Origin of the sequence: Paenibacillus motobuensis, assembly GCF_039521865.1 — a bacterium.
GTDB lineage: Bacteria > Bacillota > Bacilli > Paenibacillales > Paenibacillaceae > Fontibacillus > Fontibacillus motobuensis.
Genome location: NZ_BAAACX010000013.1, coordinates 156,332 through 175,474, shown reverse-complemented (window position 1 = coordinate 175,474; position 19,143 = coordinate 156,332). Strand labels below are relative to the sequence as shown.

Annotated in this window: 21 protein-coding genes and 2 pseudogenes; 16 read left to right on the top strand and 7 right to left on the bottom strand. The window is 46.4% G+C overall.

The features are described 5' to 3' along the window. The 6 genes and pseudogenes from ABD014_RS15555 to ABD014_RS15530 form a co-directional block, all read left to right on the top strand. Positions 1-482: pseudogene (locus ABD014_RS15555) on the top strand (hypothetical protein); the annotation flags it as partial. Positions 483-537: 55 nt separating this feature from the next. After that, the gene (locus ABD014_RS15550) at positions 538-1,077 is read left to right on the top strand and encodes a stalk domain-containing protein (RefSeq protein ID WP_343862694.1); all 540 of its coding nucleotides are present in this window, start codon (positions 538-540) and stop codon (positions 1,075-1,077) included. 74 nt (positions 1,078-1,151) lie between these two features. Further along, positions 1,152-1,364 (top strand): hypothetical protein, encoded by a 213-nt coding sequence (locus ABD014_RS15545; protein WP_343862692.1) that lies wholly within the window; start codon positions 1,152-1,154, stop codon positions 1,362-1,364. Next, positions 1,364-1,645 (top strand): BhlA/UviB family holin-like peptide, encoded by a 282-nt coding sequence (locus tag ABD014_RS15540; protein WP_343862690.1) that lies wholly within the window; start codon positions 1,364-1,366, stop codon positions 1,643-1,645. The genes ABD014_RS15545 and ABD014_RS15540 overlap by 1 nt, the downstream gene beginning before the upstream one ends. Further along, the gene (locus ABD014_RS15535; RefSeq protein ID WP_343862688.1) at positions 1,645-2,436 is read left to right on the top strand and encodes a M15 family metallopeptidase; all 792 of its coding nucleotides are present in this window, start codon (positions 1,645-1,647) and stop codon (positions 2,434-2,436) included. Before ABD014_RS15540 ends, ABD014_RS15535 begins: the two co-directional genes overlap by 1 nt. A gap of 5 nt (positions 2,437-2,441) precedes the next feature. Further along, positions 2,442-2,645, top strand: coding sequence for a hypothetical protein (locus ABD014_RS15530; RefSeq protein ID WP_343862686.1), 204 nt, complete (start codon positions 2,442-2,444; stop codon positions 2,643-2,645). A gap of 64 nt (positions 2,646-2,709) precedes the next feature. Here the strand turns inward: ABD014_RS15530 and ABD014_RS15525 are convergent, their stop codons facing one another. Continuing rightward, positions 2,710-3,222, bottom strand: a complete 513-nt coding sequence (locus ABD014_RS15525; protein WP_343862684.1) for an SHOCT domain-containing protein — start codon at positions 3,220-3,222, stop codon at positions 2,710-2,712. 234 nt (positions 3,223-3,456) lie between these two features. Here ABD014_RS15525 and ABD014_RS15520 point away from each other — a divergent pair. After that, a pseudogene (locus ABD014_RS15520) lies at positions 3,457-3,552 on the top strand (iron-sulfur cluster assembly accessory protein); the annotation flags it as partial. Between the two features lie 70 nt (positions 3,553-3,622). Here ABD014_RS15520 and ABD014_RS15515 read toward each other — a convergent pair. Next, positions 3,623-4,813: an AI-2E family transporter gene (locus ABD014_RS15515; protein ID WP_343862682.1), complete on the bottom strand. Its 1,191-nt coding sequence runs from the start codon at positions 4,811-4,813 to the stop codon at positions 3,623-3,625. Positions 4,814-4,955: 142 nt separating this feature from the next. After that, entirely contained in the window at positions 4,956-5,156 is a 201-nt protein-coding gene (locus ABD014_RS15510) for a hypothetical protein (protein ID WP_251415340.1), read from the bottom strand. A 202-nt stretch (positions 5,157-5,358) separates the two neighbouring features. Between ABD014_RS15510 and ABD014_RS15505 the strand changes: the two genes are divergently transcribed. After that, complete coding sequence (locus ABD014_RS15505) at positions 5,359-6,018, top strand: YheC/YheD family protein (protein WP_379340708.1); 660 nt, start codon at positions 5,359-5,361, stop codon at positions 6,016-6,018. Positions 6,019-6,251: 233 nt separating this feature from the next. Beyond that, a complete protein-coding gene (gene sda / locus ABD014_RS15500; protein ID WP_127002453.1) occupies positions 6,252-6,395 on the top strand; it encodes a sporulation histidine kinase inhibitor Sda in 144 nt (47 codons plus the stop codon). 583 nt (positions 6,396-6,978) lie between these two features. Here the strand turns inward: sda and ABD014_RS15495 are convergent. Next, on the bottom strand, positions 6,979-8,001 hold the full coding sequence (locus tag ABD014_RS15495; protein WP_343862678.1) for an NAD(P)/FAD-dependent oxidoreductase: 1,023 nt from the start codon (positions 7,999-8,001) through the stop codon (positions 6,979-6,981). A gap of 404 nt (positions 8,002-8,405) precedes the next feature. Here ABD014_RS15495 and ABD014_RS15490 point away from each other — a divergent pair, with 404 nt between their 5' ends. Further along, positions 8,406-9,599, top strand: a complete 1,194-nt coding sequence (locus ABD014_RS15490) for an NAD(P)/FAD-dependent oxidoreductase (RefSeq protein ID WP_343862676.1) — start codon at positions 8,406-8,408, stop codon at positions 9,597-9,599. A gap of 1 nt (position 9,600) precedes the next feature. After that, positions 9,601-9,861 (top strand): hypothetical protein, encoded by a 261-nt coding sequence (locus tag ABD014_RS15485; protein WP_343862674.1) that lies wholly within the window; start codon positions 9,601-9,603, stop codon positions 9,859-9,861. Between the two features lie 266 nt (positions 9,862-10,127). Here ABD014_RS15485 and hemQ read toward each other — a convergent pair whose 3' ends face one another. Then, entirely contained in the window at positions 10,128-10,874 is a 747-nt protein-coding gene (gene hemQ, locus ABD014_RS15480) for a hydrogen peroxide-dependent heme synthase (protein ID WP_127002443.1), read from the bottom strand. 202 nt (positions 10,875-11,076) lie between these two features. Here hemQ and ABD014_RS15475 point away from each other — a divergent pair, with 202 nt between their 5' ends. The 3 genes from ABD014_RS15475 to dnaI all read left to right on the top strand — a co-directional run bounded on the left by ABD014_RS15475 (position 11,077) and on the right by dnaI (position 14,152). Next, a complete protein-coding gene (locus ABD014_RS15475) occupies positions 11,077-11,370 on the top strand; it encodes a YuiB family protein (protein ID WP_127002441.1) in 294 nt (97 codons plus the stop codon). 283 nt (positions 11,371-11,653) lie between these two features. Then, complete coding sequence (locus tag ABD014_RS15470) at positions 11,654-13,174, top strand: replication initiation and membrane attachment family protein (protein WP_343862669.1); 1,521 nt, start codon at positions 11,654-11,656, stop codon at positions 13,172-13,174. 21 nt (positions 13,175-13,195) lie between these two features. Next, complete coding sequence (gene dnaI, locus ABD014_RS15465) at positions 13,196-14,152, top strand: primosomal protein DnaI (protein WP_343862667.1); 957 nt, start codon at positions 13,196-13,198, stop codon at positions 14,150-14,152. A gap of 155 nt (positions 14,153-14,307) precedes the next feature. On the opposite strand, the gene ABD014_RS15460 is transcribed toward dnaI, so the two are convergent. After that, positions 14,308-14,463 carry a YqzM family protein gene (locus tag ABD014_RS15460; protein WP_343862665.1) on the bottom strand — a complete coding sequence of 52 codons (156 nt, stop codon included), beginning with the start codon at positions 14,461-14,463 and terminating at the stop codon, positions 14,308-14,310. A gap of 343 nt (positions 14,464-14,806) precedes the next feature. Here ABD014_RS15460 and trxA point away from each other — a divergent pair, with 343 nt between their 5' ends. Next, positions 14,807-15,121, top strand: coding sequence for a thioredoxin (gene trxA, locus ABD014_RS15455; RefSeq protein ID WP_068777944.1), 315 nt, complete (start codon positions 14,807-14,809; stop codon positions 15,119-15,121). A gap of 159 nt (positions 15,122-15,280) precedes the next feature. Continuing rightward, the gene (uvrC, locus tag ABD014_RS15450) at positions 15,281-17,152 is read left to right on the top strand and encodes an excinuclease ABC subunit UvrC (protein ID WP_343862660.1); all 1,872 of its coding nucleotides are present in this window, start codon (positions 15,281-15,283) and stop codon (positions 17,150-17,152) included. Here uvrC and ABD014_RS15445 read toward each other — a convergent pair. After that, positions 17,118-18,836 carry a CPBP family intramembrane glutamic endopeptidase gene (locus tag ABD014_RS15445; protein WP_343862658.1) on the bottom strand — a complete coding sequence of 573 codons (1,719 nt, stop codon included), beginning with the start codon at positions 18,834-18,836 and terminating at the stop codon, positions 17,118-17,120. The genes uvrC and ABD014_RS15445 overlap by 35 nt on opposite strands. Between the last annotated feature and the right edge of the window lie 307 nt (positions 18,837-19,143).

The following is a 19,143-nucleotide window of genomic DNA, read 5'->3' as shown; positions in this document are numbered from 1 at the left end:
GCGCGTTGCTCCGGACGGCTGCGAGTGGGGACCGGATAGAGATTAACTCCGCGGGATTAAAGGCGTTCGACTCAAGCGGGTACGAGCGTATTGTTATATCGCAAGCTAACACTGCTGGCGGCATGGGTTCGATTAACTTTAAAACATCGGGCAGACTTACGGGGTATATCGCGAGCGGGTCGGGACTAGTGCAACTCGTATCTGACGGCCGGCTGTTCATCGCGTCACTGGATAATGACATCCAAATTCAAGGAAGTACCTACTTTCAAAACCGTGTCCAATTTGCGGGCGGTGTAACTGGTATATCTATTTCTAGCGTGGACGGGCTCCAAACACAGCTAAATAATATAAACGCGGCATTAAATGACGTGCCAGGAAAATATCAAACCGCAACAAATATGACATTCGATCCTAATACGAGAAATTTAAAACTGTTTAGTGTTACCGGAGCAACTCTTGCTACAGTAAACATCCCAAAATGACAAAATAGTACCTACGGTGTATACTGTGGTTAATAAGGAAGCGGAGGTAATATTTATGAAAAAGGGAATTAGCGCAATTATTGTCGGAACATTACTCCTCGGATCATTAACCGCAGTTGCATCCGCAGCTACAAACTCACTTATAGGAAAGAAGGTACAAGGTGTTATCGCGGTCACGGTTAACGGAAAGGCCGTGAAGGATGCTGTAATAATAGACGGTGTAACCTATGCGCCTGTCCGAAGCTTCTCGGAAGCTGCTGGATATTCGCTTAAAAACGAAGGGGGTACGGTTAAGCTGACAGCCGAGGAGGACCAACTCGTTGAGAAGATTAAAACAGATGATCGGATTAACACGCTTAAACGAAATATAGCCACGTGGGAAGCATCGCTCGACGGTCCTAATGAGGCGGTTAAACGAGCGAAAGCATCCATCGCGGAAATGAATGCGTGGAATGCAAAGGCCGGTAAGGACGACCCAAAAATGGATACGTCTGGCGCGGAGGAACAACTAGCGAAAGCTCAAGCGGAAATCGCCGAGCTCCAAGCGAAGATTGACGCGGCTAACGCTGAGATATCTCAATTACAGGCGAAATAAATAAACGTATATATAACGCAGGGCGTGGCCGTAATGGTCGCGCTCTTTTTGCGTTCCAATAACGGAGGTAATCTATGAAACTACGACAATTACTCGAATTTACCGTGGACATTTCGCAGCCGCTCCCGGAACTGTCCGCAGTGATCTCCGCAACTCTATCCGCGATTCCGGACACTGAGCATCGCGTGGAAGTCCTGCGCAGGCTTGACGACGAGATAGTTGCGGCGCTTTGTGCGCTTGATGCTGCGGAAGAATCGGAAGAGACGACGGAGGAGGCGGCTGCATAATGGATCAAGTATTTTGGGAAGCCGTCGCCAAGAACGGAATATTTGCGATCCTCCTCGTTGTGGTCGCGACAATTTTGTGGCGCGAAATCCGGCGAGTCAGCGATAAAGCCCAAGCGCGCGAAGAGCGCATGCACGAGGAGGCCCTTGCGCGAGAGGATCGGTTAATGAAGCTTGCGGAAGGGCTGACGGAAAGGTTCGAAGTTCTCGCGCGGCAAAACGAGGAACTTGCTTCGGACGTTCACGAGATCAAGGCGATTATAAACGGAAAGGATGCGGCGTGATGACGCTAACACTCGAATATGTACAGTCTAAGTCCGCGGCAAAACTGAGCGGGCTTCTTCCCGTTGTTAGAGCGGCGACCGAAGCGTTAATTACTCGTTGCTTCTACCGCGGTGTTCCGATTGTGATAACACAGGGGCTGCGTACGATTGCGGAACAAAACAATCTATACGCGCAAGGCCGCACTCAGGCCGCGTTGAATAAGGTCGGACTCGCAAACGTAAAGGCAAAGCCGAGCGAGCCGAAAGTAACGAATGCTCGCGGCGGCTACTCGAATCACAACTTCGGGGTCGCGATAGACTTTGCGCTATTGATGCCCGACGGCAAAAATGTGTCCTGGGATACGAAACGCGATGGAGACGGAGATAGACAGGCCGATTGGGCGGAAGTCGTCGAGGAAGCCAAGAAACTCGGCTTTGTGTGGGGAGGCGACTGGGTATCGTTTAAAGACACGCCTCACTTCGAGATGACATTCGGATTGACGACGGCTCAATACCGCGCAGGCAAGCGTCCGACACAGGCGCAGATTGACGCGGCATTCAAAAAGATTAACGAAACGGAAGGGGATAACGCAATGACTCCGGATGAAAAGGCGGCATTTGCGGCACTTGAGAAGAAGGTGGCCGTGTTAGAGAAGAACGCGAAGATGGCGGCAATTCCAACGTGGGCGGCAGCGGCTTGTGAGAACGCGAAGAAGGCCGGTCTGTTAGATACGACCGCGGACGGAAGCTACGACTTCTATCGGATGGTTACGATTATGGATCGCGCCGGTCTATTTAAGAAGGGAGCGTAATTATAATGAATAATATCGATTGGAAACGTAAATTAAGTTCGCGGAAGTTTTGGGCGCTTCTGGCCGCGCTCGCTACGTCGATAATGACGGCGGCCGGAGCTGGCGATAATACCGTCGTACAAGTTACCGGAGTAATTGGCGCTGTCGGTGCGTGTGTTGCGTATATGTTGGCGGAAGGACTTTCGGACGCGGCGAATAAAGACGAATAGAACAAAGATAAGGGGCGCAAGCTTGCGGAATAATATCCGTATTGCTTGCGCCCCATTTTTTCGTTTAAATCCTCGACAATAATTCTTTGCGTTTTTCTTCATACTCCGCCTCAGTTATAGCGGACATTTCGCGGAGTTTTTTCAGCTTCTCTAACATCACAAAGGTATCTTCTTCTTTTTGTACTTCTTGTACAGAGTTTGCGATCACCACTTGAGGCTCGCTTTGTATTTTATATATTAATTGCTCAAGACGTAGGAAATGATCAAAATTAGACCTAATCATCACCGTATTCTCGTCTAAGGCGTAGTTAATTGTGCCGTACCTAGAGGTCTTATCGCCAACGCCGGAGGAAATTATTTGAAAATGACCGTTAGTGAAAGTAGTGGGCCTCTTAGCTTGTATTGATGTGATTCCTCTTAGTATGTATGTTTTTACTTTTTCCTTTTCCATGAATCCGCCCCGAACAAGATATACATTCGATTTAGTGACCGCTACTAGTCCGTTTAATCCCTCAGCCCAATCCATAACTTCGCGCTTGTTTACGCGATCAGTAAGTGCATTGTATAATTTGGACATGCGCAACCTCCGTTTTTGTACATCGTAACACAAGAATACATATTATAGAAAGTCGTAATCATCATATTAATAGCCGTTGCGAAGGTCGGCATTAATAGGGTACAATACGATCAACGAGATTATGCGCTATAGAGGCGCGTGATTAACAGGTACTATCGGAGATTAATAATCCCGTACACTCGCGGCAAACGTTGATCTGACGCGGTTTTAGCCGAACGTAAGCCATCCGTATAATTCACAATCCACAATCCGAATGCCATCGCTACCTGCGGCTGTGGACAGTCCTTCCGCATGCGTAATGAAGAAGGTAAGCCGGAAGTTTGTGATTGAGATATATATAAACAAAGTCCCTGTAGACAATCGCAGGGACTTTGTTTTTTGTGTTTGCTTTAATTTTGCCTTATAGAGCAGGGTTCTCCATAGTGTCAGCGTTGTCCTCATTCGGTTCATTTTGTTCAATCGGGTCATATAAATGTGATCTTCGCTCGAACCAATCGAATAAATGAGTCACGACGACCTTCAATACCGCATATCCTGGAACCGCGAGCAGAATTCCGAAGAAGCCGAACAGATTCCCGGCGGTCAGAATAACGAAGATGATCGTAATAGGGTGGACTCGCAGCGTCTTACCCATAATTTGCGGCGAGATGAACTTGCCTTCAATTAATTGTACGACCGTCCAGACGACGATCAGCTTGAGCAGCATGAACGGCGATGTGACTGAAGCGATAATCAGTGCCGGTGTGATAGCGATCGCTGGTCCCAGATAAGGAACGATACTGGTACAGGAAGCAATCAGAGCAAGAATCAGCGAATAATCGAGCCCGATAATGAGGAATCCAATATACATCAGGATACCGATACAGAAGCTGACAATGATTTGTCCGCGAATATAATGGCTAATTTGCCCGTTCATCTCAGTCATTACTGTATGTGTGCTCTCCCGAAGACGGATCGGTACAAATCTAAGAATGTATTGGGGAAGCTTCTTCCCGTCTTTCAACAGATAGAATAGAATGAATGGCACAGTTGCGATGGCCAGAATGACATCCTTGATCGTGCCAAGGAATCCGCCTATGCTAGACCAGGCGCCATTTAGAATCGTCGTAGCCTGTTTGGAGAAAGTGTCCCCAATTGTAGACGGATCGAATCCTATCGTTGTCTGGAATTGATGGAAGAAGTCACTGCCAATCAGACTTTCGAATTGAAGCTGAACCTCATAGCTGTATCTCGGGAAGTTATCAATGAGCCGGATGATCTGTTCCTGAAGGAGCGGAATGACAGACACGATAATGATCGTAAGCAAGCCAATAATTAGCAAATACAGGGCAGCGATCGTGTATACGCGTTTGACGCCTTTCCTCTCCAGCCAATCGACGAGTGGATTAAGTAGGTAATAGATCGCACCCGTAAGTAGAACCGGGAGCAGAACTGTTTTTAACAGTACGGTAATCGGTCTGAACACGAAGGAGATTTTATAAAAAACCAGCACATTCAAACCGATCAAGAGCAAGATCAATAGAAATAGAACGAAACGGTTATTAATGAACAGGTTCTTGAAGCGTCCGCTCCATGTCTGTGAGTTTTCCATATAGCTGTAGAACCTCCTGATAATCTGTTATATAAATAATACGTTTTAGATTGATATAGTTTCAAATTTTTCAGAAAAAAAGATTCGAACCCTTTCATGGATTGAAAAGGAACGAATCTCTTTTTGCCTGAATATGTAGCGATTAGAAGAACTGCTTGTTGACCATGAGAACTACCATTCCAGCCGCGACGACCGAGAAGACGATGCAGCTGATTCCAAGCCCTTTGCTTGATGTCTTGATTGCCTTGAAGCCGAACAGGAACACAGTTACCGTGATCGCTGCGAGAACCAGTGACATCGCAATCATAGCGAACCAATACAATACTCCAAATAAAGCCGACATACTAACGTCCCTCCCGGTTATCTGAAAATCCTCCAAATTCAATAGTTCAACTTATATACCTGCTACATACTATACGTTAAATTTGAAATTTTGCATAGAAAGCGGTTGCGAATAAAACAGGCCATTGCCGCGGACAAACATACAAGAAAAAATACGTTAATTCGAGTATGAATATCACATAACGGAAAGGGGGATGTCAACCGTGGGAAGACAGTTGGCCAATAAGTGGCTCAAGACGGAAGCACTGCTCGGTAACGAAAGTGTGGCTGCCCACATACCTCAAACACGTAAGTATAATTCTGAATCTTTGAAGCAGATGTTGCATAGTTTTGGTATGGTCGTCATCAAGCCAGTCCGTGGCGGTGGAGGTTATGGCGTAATCAAGGTAACCTATTCAGGTGGAATCTATTCTTTTACCAATATGTCAAGAAGATCTTCCTTTTCTACTTATGATGCGATGCTCCGGGCATTGAACCGGGCGAAGGTTCGCCGCTCATATATTATTCAGCAAGGCATACACCTGGCTAGGATAGCCGGTCGGCCGATCGATTATCGTGTGAAGGTAGTTAAGCACAATGGAAAATGGACATATCGGGCGATGGTTGGAAGATTGGCTCGTCCAGGTCTATTCGTTACAAACCTGTGCAAGGGCGGAACGCAATTGTCTGCTCGCTCCGGTTTAAGTCGTTCATTGCCTAGAGGGACGGCGAGGAAGAAAAGTGCAGAAATGCGTAATTTAACGAATACTTGCATCGGAATTATGGAGAGTTCTTTTCCGGGGATCGATCAGTTGGGCTTTGATTATGGGATCGATGTCAACGGTAAGGTATGGATATTCGAGGTCAACACGAGGCCGCAGTAATAAAACATCGAACAAAGTTAGAAATATCTAAAAAAAAATTTCTCCGAAATTTTGACACAAAATTCCTGTGAATAACTTTTATCCACATTATCCAATTAGATTTTACAGTCAACTACGCATTTTACTAACAAGTTATTCACAGGATTTCCACAGGTGTATGTGGATAACGGAACGCTTGTTCTGTTCGGAGAATCTTGTTATGATTAGAAAAAAATAGAAAGGGTGTATGATCAATGGCGATGTTAACAGATGAGATGTTGCTTGAATCCTATTATATGGCCACGGAACTAAACCTGGACCGGGAGTTCATCGCACTTCTGTTGGCAGAGATCCATAGACGAGAACTCAATACATCGGACGGTTCTATTTTACACTAGTTTGGACAAGCTTTGGCTTCTCCCGGCCGGTGAAAATCTCTAAATTTACTTGACTCGTAGTTAAGGGGATTCCCAAAGATTAACTCGATAAATATAAGCCTCATGGCAGTGTGGACATTGGACAACATGCTCGCAGCCCTCCAGGCTGTGAAGTGAGAGAGCAGAAGTGTATTGGTCCGCAGAGCCATAGGGACTATATGGACCAGCATAATCCTCTCTTCGACCGGCATTATCCAGAGTATATCCACAGTCTGGACAAGCTGCAGTTAATGGGGCCAGGCCGTTGCATAACGGGCAGACATAAGGCAAAGGGTATCTCTCCTTTACGACATCATTTTCCTGCGTAAAGTTAAGATACCCTTTTTATTTGAATCTCATGTAGATTTGATTTCCCTTATTTAATAGAAGCTCAAAAAGTCCGGTTTTCAGCACCGAGAAGGTTGGATGAAGCTAGGGATTGAGGAGCAGAGCGTACGTAGTTTGTACGTGAGCACCGGAAATCCCGGCTGAATTCAAGATTAGATGCCGATATCACTGCCTGATTTACCTCGCGATCAAAAGCGGACTTTTTGAGTAACCTATCTTATAGCTTCATATTGCTGCTATGACCTGGCGAAAGCTTCGCTTCCGGATCGATATATACCTTGGCGTTGTTCACTGCAGTAGGCGCTTCGCCGAAGCCGACAGCGATCAAGTCCAGCTTGCCAGGATACGTTGCGATATCTCCAGCTGCAAAGATCCCCGGAATCGAAGTCTCCATTCGTGAATCCACGACGATGGCGTTAGATTGAATATCGAGCCCCCATTCAGCAATTGGACCAAGGGAAGATACGAAGCCAAAATTAACAATGACGTCATCGACATCAACGATCGATTCTTCTTTCGTCTTAACATGGGCCAGCGTTACTTGCTTGATTTGATCCTCTCCGTGAAGCTCTGTAATCTCTGTAGGAGTTACGATATTCACGCGGGAAGCCATCAACTTCTCAACGCTATGTTCATGAGCCCGGAATTTATCGCGGCGGTGAACAAGCGTTACTTGCTCGGCGATAGGTTCAAGCATGAGTGCCCAGTCCACAGCCGAGTCACCGCCACCGCTGATCAGCACCTTCCGTCCCCGGAATTTCTCCATATCGTTAACGAAATAATGAAGATTATGCTTCTCGAAGCCAAGTGCGTTCTCAAGCTCAAGACGACGCGGTTCGAATGCGCCTACGCCTGCGGTGATTATAACCGCGTGGGCATAATGAACGTCTTTGTCGGTGGTTACGATGAAATGCCGTTCATCCTTTTTTTCGATTTGTAGTACTTTTTCCTCAAGACGAATGTCAGGGTTGAACATTTTGAGTTGTTCCGTTAAATTGTTCACTAGCTCCTGACCTGTAACTTTAGGAAAACCGGCAATATCGTAAATATATTTCTCAGGATAGAGGGCTGCTACTTGTCCACCTAACTGAGGCATACTTTCGATTAATTTGACGGAAGCTTTTCTCATTCCGCCGTAGAAAGCGGCGAACATACCTGCCGGGCCTCCTCCGATAATGAGAAGGTCGGTAAATTCTCCGTTGGCATTCAGGGATGACACAGACTTACACCTCCAGATCATTTCATGAAGTTTTTATATTGTCATTTCTACTTTATTATAATCTCCCGCTGTTGTCTTGCAAAGCTAACGCGATATTTGTCGAATTTCCAATTTATGCGACCCTAGAAATGCCCGCAAGTGGCGTAAAATAAGACTTGATCTTTTATACAAAAGTCGATATTATTCAAATTGTATGCACATAAATTTGTGACGAAAAAAGCACATTTGAAAATTTACACTGTCATTTTTTTGCTTTAAAATGGTGATTTGGGTTACAATATTTGTGAGAAATATCATAAACTTCATGATCGACAAATATACAAACTGGTTATTATTTTTTTATGTGGTTATTTTCACATTGAAATAGGAATCCAGATAGAAAAAATACAAAAATAGAGTGTTTGAGACTGGAAGGAGTACTAGAGATGAGTACCATACCTAAAATCGTCATTCTCGGTGCAGGATATGGCGGAATTTTAACGGCGCAGCGTCTGCAGAAGGAACTGAATTATAATGAAGCAGATGTAACCTTGGTTAATCGTCATGATTATCATTATTTCACAACGCATTTGCATATGCCAGCTGCCGGAACGGATTCGATCGAGCATACTCGGGTGTCCATTTCGAAGTTAATCGATGAATTCAAAATAGACTTGGTTAAATCCAATGTCAAAGAAATTCGTCTATCAGACCGTAAGGTGATTCTTCAGGATGGGACTTTATCTTTTGATTATCTCGTCATTGCACTGGGTGGGGAACCAGAATCATTTGGTATTCCGGGGCTGTCCGAATATGCGATGACGATTCGTAGTATTAACTCGGTTCGCTTGATTCGCGAACATATTGAATATCAATTCGCTCTATATAAGTTGGATGAGAGCCGCACCGACCGTCTGAATTTTGTAGTAGGCGGAGCTGGCTTCAGTGGAATCGAATTCGTCGCCGAATTGGCTGACCGTATTCCGCGTCTGTGCAAAGAATATGATGTCGACCCTAGTCTTGTTAATATTTATAATGTAGAGGCTGCTCCAGCGATCCTGCCGGGATTCGATCCTGAACTGGTGGAATATGCCCAAAATGTACTTGTGAAGAAGGGCGTTCAATTCAAGATCGGTATTGCGATCAAAGAGTGCATGGAAGACGGAGTTGTGCTGGCGAATGGAGAAGTGATCCGTTCTGCTACCGTTGTGTGGACGGGTGGAATTCGTGGCAATCGCCTAGTCGAGGCCGCTGGCTTCGAGACATCCAGAGGCCGGGTGATGGTTGATGAATACTTACATGCACCGGGCTATGATCATGTGTTTATTATTGGAGATAATTCCATTATGCTTAATCCAGAAGGGCGGCCATATCCGCCGACAGCACAAATTGCTATGCAGCAAGGGGTAACATGTGCGCAGAATGTTGTGGCTTCGATCCGTAACAAGGAACTTAAGAAATTCGCCTTCAGCAACAAAGGGACGGTGGCTTCCTTGGGTAAAGGCGAGGCTGTAGCTAGTGCATTCGGCAAGAAGTACAAAGGTTGGGTAGCTGCTCAGATTAAGAAGCTGGTTGATATCCGTTATTTATTTATCATTGGCGGGATTCCGCTCGTTCTGAAGAAAGGCAGATTCCTGTAAAATGAGACATTGCAGTGTGCAGGTACGAGGTTTGTTAACCCGAGAGGAACTAGATCGTTATAACGCCTTAATGGAGGTCGGCTCTTATCTGGAGAAGCAAGGGCAATATGACTTATCCTATGTTGTCCAGAAAGAAGTCGATATTCTGATCCTGCCTGCCATAGAGCGTTTGAAGGAGAAGAGCAGAGATCGCGACCGTGCAACTGCGGAATTTCTGGAATCGCTGCGCAGGCTTGAGGAAGAGGACGATAGCGGAGAATAGATATTAAAAAGGCACCTCTGATCATAAGATCGGAGAGTGCCTTTTTTGATATTAGACTAATCATATTCAAAAAGTCCGGTTTTCAGCACCGAGAAGGTTGGATGGAAGCTAGGGCCTGAGGAGCGGAACGTACGTAGTTGGTACGTGAGCACCTGAAATGTTTCCGGAGGAAACATGACTACGTAAGCATCTACTTAGGCCCGGCTGAATTCAAGATTCGATGCCGAGTGGGCTTCCTGACTTGCTTTGTGATCAAAAGCGGAATATTAGATTTTGAGCATGTCTTCAAACAACTGTTCATTTAACAAATTGCCCACATAGAAGGAACCGAACTCACCATAACGAGCACTTACTTCATCAAAGCGCATCTCATATACAAGCTTCTTGAAATGCAGCGGGTCATCCGAGAACAGCGTTACTCCCCATTCCCAATCGTCCAGACCAACGGAGCCGGAAATGATCTGCTTGACCTTGCCAGCATAACTGCGTCCAATCAAACCGTGGCTTCGCATCATGGCGCGTCTCTCATCCATAGAGAGCATGTACCAGTTATCGCTTAGATCCCGCTTCTTATTCATAGGATAGAAACAGATATGCTTAGACTTAGGAAGAATTGGCTGCAGCCGCGCCATAACTTCCGGATTCTCCTTCGGATCTCCTCCGCCAGAGGCGAGGTAATTGCTAAGCTCTACTACGCTGACATATGAATAGGCTTTGTTTGTATATTCGGCAAAGGTTGTTTTATTAAAAGCATTCTCCAATGCATTCAGCTCCTCAAGTGATTCGCGGAGGTGCATGAATACAAAATCAGCCTTTTGTCCAAGGATAGAATAAACGGCAGTACTGCCAGTTTTGGATTGCTCTAATAAGTCCCATTCCTGCAGAAAGTTGTGAAGCTCCTCCAGGGCGCCAGCACGCTCTTCATCATCAGTCTCTTTCCAGGCTGTCCAGTTCATGGTGCGGAAATCATGGAGAGCATACCAGCCTTCCAGGGTTAATGCAGCTTCATTCATTTTATGATCACTCCTAAATAATCATTAGGTAGGCATAAGTTTATGCACTGTCACCATTGTATCCTAATATGATCGGCAGGGGCAAATGAAAACGTTATAAAAATAAGTAAAGTTCATTGCTTTGCAACATTTTTTTTAGTAAACTATCTACTAGTTATAAATAGTGTGACCTTTGTTATAGTGTACATAAGGGGTGAGGTACGTGGGATGGCTCATCGTATTGATATTGATGGTATTGTTTTTTGTCATGATGTTCGGGATCGGATTCATTCTTAACATGCTAATGAAGACGACATGGTTCCCCGCTTACGTGTTCGTCATTATCATTGTTCCGGTGGTTGTATATACGCTATGGGATCATGATAAGAGCTTGGGGCTTTATTTGTCCTCATTCCGTCTTGTTGATTATTTGACCGCTTTGGCTGGTCTGGCAGGAGCGATCCTCAGCGGATGGACAATACGCAAGCTGCGTTTTGCTGGGTATAAGATGTTCTAGATTCGTAAGTCCATACTTAAAGATTGGAAAAAGCCGATAATGCTGCGATCTGAAGCGTTATCGGCTTTGTTTTGTCGATTTTTTAGAATTATTGCCAGGGAAATGGCATGATTTTTGTAAGGTTTGAATGATTCAAGTAGAATCATTTTGTGATAGAATATAGAAACATTGATCGAACGTGTACAAGTTAAGAGGATCGAGAATTCCCGTAATGGATCAGATCCTCAGATAGACGTTTCAATAGAATATGAACCATCTAATTGTGGGAAGGGGCGATGAAGCCGTGCGCATGAACAACATGCTGCATTTTACTGAAAATCATCGTTATTGCGTATATCGTGACTTCAGTCTCAGTCCTGTTGACGGGAAGACGCTTAGTCTAATCTATCAGCCGATGGTCGGGGCTTTTGCTATTTCACTATATCGGCTCTTAGTAGAGCAGGTGCCTCAGGATCAGGTCGGCTATTCACGGGTTGAGCAGCAGCGGGCGCTTTTCTTGACTTTGGGGATTGATCCAAGCGAGAGGGGACGCACTTATCTCGTAGAGCAGACTTCCAAATTGGAAGCAGTCGGCCTACTACAGACGAGCCGCATGTATATGACCGATAGCGATGAATATATGTACGAATATGAGTTGCAGCCACCTTTATCGCCGACAGAATTTTTTAATACTCAGCATTTGACGCTGCTGCTGCGCGACAAGATCGGGAAGTTTGCTGTCCTGTCTTTGCGTGAACGGTTCTTCAGCAAGGAGCCGGGGGATATGTACGGCTTGTCTTACAACAAAGAAAATATTACGGTGCCGTTTTATGATATTTTTGAATTGAATACTCATTCCATAGACTATGAACTAGAGCAGGCGATTGCAGAGACGGCCTTGGCTCGTCAGAGCGGAGGCCCTCTTCTGGATGAAGAAGAGCGGATTAACTACGCGGATATTATTCTTCGCTTCCCGCGCGATTCGGTGAACCGTACTCATGTTGAAGGGCTTCGCTTCAATCTGGAAGGGATGGGGGTGCTTAATTTTGTGGCCCGGAAATTCGATCTAAGTGTGCAGGATATTTGCCGCCTGTTGGACGAGGATGGGGTATTTGATCCCAGCGGAGGTATCCTGCTGGATGAGTTGCAGCATCGAGCTAATCTCCATTTCCGTCAAGGTAAGCGACGCAATGAGGAACGGGAAGTCGCCTATGCCAAGGTTGTCTCTATTTCTTCTGCTCGGGAGGAAGAGGAACAGTTGGAAGAGTTCCCGGTACAGATGGAATTTTATTTAGAGGTACCCAAGCAATTCACTAATAAATGCGATATTCATCAATACAACATGATGCTCCGCAACGAGCCGTATACGCGCCTCTTAAGAACTTTCTTCCCGGGAGCCGTTCCGGACAATTTACTGGATATTTTTACGAAGATTGATCTGAATTATAAATTGCCTGGCGAAGTCATCAATGTCCTGATTCATTACTTGATGTCTCTGCTTACTTCCAATACGGAGCAGCGGATTAATCGCAATTTTGTGGAGGCGATCGCTTCCAATATGCTGATGAAGCAAATTAATACTTATGAAAAGGCGGTTGGTTACATCCGCGAGCAGTCTAAGGTAAAGGCCAAGTCCACCTCAGAGCCGCAAGATGGGGCGAGCCGCAGACGTACCTACAAAGGGCGTCAAGCCACGGGCAAGAGCAAGCCGGAAATTCCTATTGTGCAGAGCTCTGCCCAGGAAGAGGGCGTCTCGGATGAGGAATTCGCGGAGATGCTGAAGCTTGCAGAACGGATGCAGGCTGGTAGGAACAATGAGGCTTAATCGGGAAGGGGGACGTAAGCAATGGATTCAGTCGGTCAAATACTTGTAGGGATGAAGAATAACAACCTGCTCAGGCGGTCGGAGCAACTTAAGGCGGAGCTGTTGAACGATCCGCTTGTACTTGAGCTTCGTGCGAAGCATCCCGAGCTGGATGAAGAGCAATTGATTCGAGATATGGCCAAGCTGTATCAATACGTGAATGACAGCCGTCATTGTGCCAATTGTCCCGGACTCGATCAATGTCCTAATGATTTTCCCGGCCATTTCACGAAGCTGACAGTGGAGAATAATACACTTGGCCCACAAATCGTCGCTCGTCAGGTTCCTTGCTCAAGACAACTGCAAAGAGAGAATGAGCTATTGATTCAGAAGAAGATCCGCAGCTTCTATGTGGATGAGCGGGCTCTTCAGGAAGGATATGACGAAGTCGAGATTCTGACGAAGGATCGTGTCCGTGCACCTGCCGTAACCCAAGTGCTTCGCTATATCAGCGCCACAGAGGAGGGCGGTCTGCAACCGCGCGGCTTGTATTTGGAGGGCAACTTCGGAACGGGCAAAACCTTCTTGATGTGTTATCTGCTACACAAGTTGGCGAAGTCGGGATATTCCGGAGTCATTGTGTATATGCCGGAATTTGTAGAGGACCTGAAGTCGATGCTTCAGGATTCACAGAAGTTGAAGGAGACTGTCGAAGTGATGAAGCAGGCCGATCTGCTCATCTTTGATGATATCGGGGCGGAGAATTTGAACCCTTGGGTTCGCGACCATGTGATGGGCTCGATATTGAATTATCGGATGAATCGTAAGCCGACCTTCTATACCTCCAATTATTCGCTGGAAGCGCTGGAGCAGCATTTGAGCTTTACGAGCAAGGACGGGGAGGAACGGTATAAAGGCCAGCGATTGATGGATCGGATCGCTCCATTCGTGGACGTGGTCACAGTTACCGGCAGCAATAAGCGCGGCAATAGATCATAATCGGGCGAATAGAATTGCCGGCCATAATATAAATCAACAAACACAAAGAAGACCTCGGCAATACCCCTTAATTGGGACTGCGAGGTCTTCTTTGTGGTATTCAAACGTAAGTTGAAAACAAAATCGGCAGGGCTGTTTGACCGAAAGCGATCATACTAGCTGGCGATAAATTTCAAAATGACCATGCCGAAGAAAATAATGGCCATAAGGGTGAGCATACCGAAAAAACCATTCATCAGATCAAACAAGTCATTGCGTGGCTCTTCATTGATATGCTGGCGCGGGTCGTTCACATGCGGGTTAGCATCCATATGGGCGAGGCCTCCTTAAAACTGGTTTTATAAGGTTGCTCAAAAAGACTGTAGCCTAATCCAACCTTCTTGTTGCTGAAAACCGACCTTTTTGAACACACACTTTATGTACTGTCAATTAAAAATATCATAGACAAAGCGATATTTGGATATTCTTAGTATAACCAATCGCTTTCAAGTTTGTAAAGATGATGCCTGACGCGAATTCCCATTTACTAAAAAGTTATGTTATAATGTAATTCATAGCGTCAATATAGGGCGCTATTACACCTATACTGATTAGTTAGGGAATGTTGGGCTGGCTTCATGCAGGCATTCCAGTAACATACAAGGAGGAGATATCATGGCAATAGTAAATGTTTCCGATCAATCTTTTAACAGTGAAGTCGAAAGTACAGGTACCGTTCTGGTCGACTTTTGGGCGCCTTGGTGTGGTCCTTGCAAAATGATAGCGCCAATTTTGGAAGAATTGTCAGGTGATTTGGGTGATTCAGTTAAAATCGCGAAGGTAAATGTGGACGAGAACCCTGAATCCGCATCCCGCTTTGGCGTAATGAGTATCCCAACTCTTATCTTGTTCAAAGACGGCCAACCTGTCGACAAAGTTGTTGGCTTGAACTCCAAAGACGCGCTGAAAAACATGATTGCCAAACATTAATTTGGCCAGCTGATTCAGAGTGCTACAACTACGCCTCCGGCATGCCCGGGGGCGTTTTCTGTGCAGAACAGCATCATGAAGTGAGAGGGGGAGAGGACAATTAGCAATAGCCATCATTCGGATACCTATGCCAAAGAAATGCGGGAGAAGGAGCAGGCGATGGAATCGATCCGTCACAAGCTTGCACTGCTGCCGGATCTACCGGGCTGCTATTTGATGAAGAACAAGAACGGCATGATTATTTATGTTGGGAAGGCCAAAATTCTGAAGAACCGTGTACGCTCCTATTTCACTGGCAGTCATGACGGGAAGACACAACGGCTCGTCTCGGAGATTCGCGATTTCGAATATATCGTTACCGGCAGCAATATGGAGGCGCTCATTCTGGAGTGCAACCTGATCAAGACGCATTCTCCCCGTTATAACGTACTGCTGAAAGATGACAAGACCTACCCATATATTAAAATTACAAATGAACCTCATCCACGGCTGGAAGTCACGCGGAAGATTCTTAAGGATAAGGCTAAGTATTTTGGCCCTTATCCGAACGCTTATGCAGCACAGCAGACGAAGAAGCTGCTCGACCGAATGTACCCGCTGCGCAAGTGTAATGTGATGCCGAAGGAGGTTTGTCTGTATTATCATATGGGCCAATGCTTGGCACCTTGCGTGAAGGAAGTGCCTCAGCAGACGTACGATGAGATGATTCAAGAGATCGTATCCTTCCTGAATGGCGGGCATGAGGAGATCAAGCAGGAGCTTCAGCGCAAGATGGAAGAAGCAGCTGAGGAGCTGTACTTCGAGCGGGCCAAGGAGCTGCGTGATCAGATCAGAAGCATAGACGCCCTGATGGAGAAGCAGAAGATTACGATGAATGATGCGAGAAATCGTGATGTATTCGGCTTTGCGGTCGATAAGGGCTGGATGTGTGTGCAGATTTTGTATGTACGACAAGGGAAAATGATCGAACGACATGCCTCGGTATTTCCATTCTATGGAGAGGCCTATGGTGATTTCTTGTCTTATGTAACACAATATTATAGTGACAATCCGGCGCTTCCACAGGAGATTCTGCTGCCAGATATGAAACCGGGGCAGCAGGAGGGCCAGACAGAGGAACAGGTCGAAGAGAAGGTTTTCGAGGCTTCTGATGAAGGTGGAGAACTGCTTGATGCGGAGAGTGGGGCAGCCGCTCTGCAGAACTGGCTGAATGTGAAGACGCTGGTTCCCAAGCGGGGACTGAAGCGTCAGATGACGCAGATGGCCATTGAGAATGCCCGTGTTGCGTTGGACGAGAAGTTCCGTCTGATCGAGCGGGATGAGGAACGAACCTCTAGGGCGGCGGAGAATCTGGGCGTTGCTCTCGGCTTGACCGAGCTGTCCCGGATCGAAGCGTTCGATAACTCGAATATTCAAGGAACCAATCCGGTATCCGCGATGGTAGTATTTATCGATGGGAAGCCGGCCAAGAAGGAATACCGCAAGTACAAGGTCCGTACAGTTCAGGGCCCTGACGATGTGGAGACGATGCGTGAGGTTGTACGGCGCAGATATGAGCGCGTGCTCAAAGAGGACCTGCCGCTCCCTGATTTGATCGTTATGGACGGCGGCAAAGGGCAGATGGCTGCGGCCAAGGATGTGCTGGAGAATGAGCTGGGATTGTTCATTCCTGTCTGCGGCCTCGTGAAGGATACGAAGCATAAGACCGCCCAACTTATTATCGGCGATCCGCCGGAGCCGGTGAATCTGGCCCGGGATAGTCAGGAGTTCTATTTGCTGCAGCGCATTCAGGATGAGGTGCACCGCTTCGCGATTTCTTTCCATCGCGAGCAGCGTGCCAAATCGATGGTCGTATCGCAGCTTGATGCGATTCCCGGCGTAGGTGAGAAACGACGCAAACTGTTGTTGAAGCACTTCGGCTCACTGAAAAAAATAAAAGAGGCCTCCATCGAAGATTTTCGGCCTCTTTCTATCGGGGATAAACTCGCACAGACAATTATTGATTCGCTTCGGGATGAGGAGTCGGAATAAACGGCTCCTCTTTTTTTGTTGGCGAAATCGGACGTTCCTTATACGCTGGATTGAAACGGTAGATCAGATAACCGACAATGGCCGGCAGTACCAGATAGAATAACCCGGCAGCAATATTCAGTCCTCCGCCCATGACCATCAGACTGATTGACATCAGAATCGTATCGAAGATGACGTGGGAGAAGACGGCGGTAATAAATCCATAGCGCAGAAACACGAAGCTGAACAGCAAGCCAATGAACATGAGTTCAATGGGCCGCGAGATGACTGGATATATTGGATACAGGGTATGACCGAAGGCCCAGATCAGTGAAGTAATCAAGCTTGCTACGAATGTACTGCGGAACATCTTCTTCAGCATAGCGATCCCGAACAATCGGTATACGGCCTCCTCTCCGATACCTGCTACCCAGGCCAGCAGCGGGAATAGCAGCGGCAGAAGCATGTTGTAAGTCGATTGGGAGGCATCTGTCGTCGACCAGGTATGAATTGTATTCTCGAGAGCCAGGAAAATAATGGACTGTACCCCGAGCAAAATCAGCGCCCAGGCATACCCATTCGTCATCGCTGTCAGCACGTGGCGTCCATAACCGGGCTCTTTGGCTCTTGGCCAAAGGATCCGCCCCTTCTGTCTCCAGAGCGCATCGCCACCCACTAGCGATACATAGATGGAGCCGGACAGCAGTAGGGTTACTACGCCCTGAATAACAAAGCTTAAGATGAGTATGGAGCTGCTCAGACTATCTTTTTGTAAATAGGGCAGCATGTTGATTGCTCCGACCATACTTAGGACAAAATAAAGAGAAGCTAGGAAGAGACCACGCTTAAAAGAGGTGTAGGCTCTTGTCACTATGCTGTACACGATCGCCAGAATAGCCAGAACGAAGGTGAGCAGCCCATAGCCTGCAAAGGTAAGGATGTAGGCGAGCGTCTTCTGACCGCTAAGATAATCGTTGTAGGAATTCGGAACGGTGAACTTCGTCTCCATTGAAGCTACCGCGCCATATTCGAAATGAAATTGTATCTGGGCCCGTGACTGTCCGATCTCGTAATTTGGCAATTCATACAGTAAGCCGTATTGCCCTTCGACGGTAGCAAGCTTCAGATCGGCTTCACTCACTCCTAAAGTCTTCAGGTAAGGTCGGACTAACTGCTCTTTATCCGCCAGGCTGATATCGCCTTCCCGGGCCACCAGAGACAGTGTATTCTCGCGACCGTAGTCGATTAAAGCCTGCTTGGTGGCATTACTTGTCGAGATGACCTTCTCAAAGGCAACGACATTGCCCTCTTGCATATTAACGTCGATGCTTAAGAGGCTTAATATGTCATCTGGTTCTGTAAAGACAACATGGAAGACGTCATAAGGAAATTGTTTGCCATAGGATTTAGAATATTTGCCGACTAAATTTTCCTTCGTCAAATATCCGAACAGTTCAGGCTTGGTATCGTATGTAACGTGAGCATTCTGAAAATTACCGTTGATGCCAAGCTCCGTCTGAGCGAATGAAGCGGCGGCCTGCCTGGCTTGCTCTTTGCTGATGGTCTTGCTTAATTGTTGCTCCGGCTCGTTCAAGGAAGGCAGCCAAAGCTGCAGGACAATGAAGAGGACCAATCCAATCGCAGCAAGTATCCAGAGTGCTTTAGGTTTGAGCAAGATCCCAGGTGAGTTCTTGGAAGTTTGCATTTTTACAGCTCCTTTAACACTTTTTTCTAAACAAGGAATTGTTCAATGAGTCCGCTTGTCGTAACCAAGTGAGTTAGAAGCGGGGGTGACATTGAGCGTAATTCTTAGAAAACACATTCAATTAAAGATAACATAGGGGACCTTAGGTTCGCCAATCGGGATATAGTTCACGAAAATCTGCAATATCTCTGGTAAGGTCTCGCATGGCTCAGATAATGGAGTATCATAATCATAGTTTCACGCCTTTTACGCCTTTTTAGAGTTATTTAATCCAAAAGAAACTTTGTGATTACACGCCGATAAGGCT

Coding starts and splice junctions, on each gene's coding strand:
- ABD014_RS15550 (WP_343862694.1), top strand. CDS start 538: ATGAAAAAGGGAATTAGCGCAATTATTGTCGGAACATTACTCCTCGGA.
- ABD014_RS15545 (WP_343862692.1), top strand. CDS start 1,152: ATGAAACTACGACAATTACTCGAATTTACCGTGGACATTTCGCAGCCG.
- ABD014_RS15540 (WP_343862690.1), top strand. CDS start 1,364: ATGGATCAAGTATTTTGGGAAGCCGTCGCCAAGAACGGAATATTTGCG.
- ABD014_RS15535 (WP_343862688.1), top strand. CDS start 1,645: ATGACGCTAACACTCGAATATGTACAGTCTAAGTCCGCGGCAAAACTG.
- ABD014_RS15530 (WP_343862686.1), top strand. CDS start 2,442: ATGAATAATATCGATTGGAAACGTAAATTAAGTTCGCGGAAGTTTTGG.
- ABD014_RS15525 (WP_343862684.1), bottom strand. CDS start 3,222: ATGTCCAAATTATACAATGCACTTACTGATCGCGTAAACAAGCGCGAA.
- ABD014_RS15515 (WP_343862682.1), bottom strand. CDS start 4,813: ATGGAAAACTCACAGACATGGAGCGGACGCTTCAAGAACCTGTTCATT.
- ABD014_RS15510 (WP_251415340.1), bottom strand. CDS start 5,156: ATGTCGGCTTTATTTGGAGTATTGTATTGGTTCGCTATGATTGCGATG.
- sda (WP_127002453.1), top strand. CDS start 6,252: ATGGCGATGTTAACAGATGAGATGTTGCTTGAATCCTATTATATGGCC.
- ABD014_RS15495 (WP_343862678.1), bottom strand. CDS start 8,001: ATGATCTGGAGGTGTAAGTCTGTGTCATCCCTGAATGCCAACGGAGAA.
- ABD014_RS15490 (WP_343862676.1), top strand. CDS start 8,406: ATGAGTACCATACCTAAAATCGTCATTCTCGGTGCAGGATATGGCGGA.
- ABD014_RS15485 (WP_343862674.1), top strand. CDS start 9,601: ATGAGACATTGCAGTGTGCAGGTACGAGGTTTGTTAACCCGAGAGGAA.
- hemQ (WP_127002443.1), bottom strand. CDS start 10,874: ATGAATGAAGCTGCATTAACCCTGGAAGGCTGGTATGCTCTCCATGAT.
- dnaI (WP_343862667.1), top strand. CDS start 13,196: ATGGATTCAGTCGGTCAAATACTTGTAGGGATGAAGAATAACAACCTG.
- ABD014_RS15460 (WP_343862665.1), bottom strand. CDS start 14,463: ATGGATGCTAACCCGCATGTGAACGACCCGCGCCAGCATATCAATGAA.
- trxA (WP_068777944.1), top strand. CDS start 14,807: ATGGCAATAGTAAATGTTTCCGATCAATCTTTTAACAGTGAAGTCGAA.
- uvrC (WP_343862660.1), top strand. CDS start 15,281: ATGGAATCGATCCGTCACAAGCTTGCACTGCTGCCGGATCTACCGGGC.
- ABD014_RS15445 (WP_343862658.1), bottom strand. CDS start 18,836: ATGCAAACTTCCAAGAACTCACCTGGGATCTTGCTCAAACCTAAAGCA.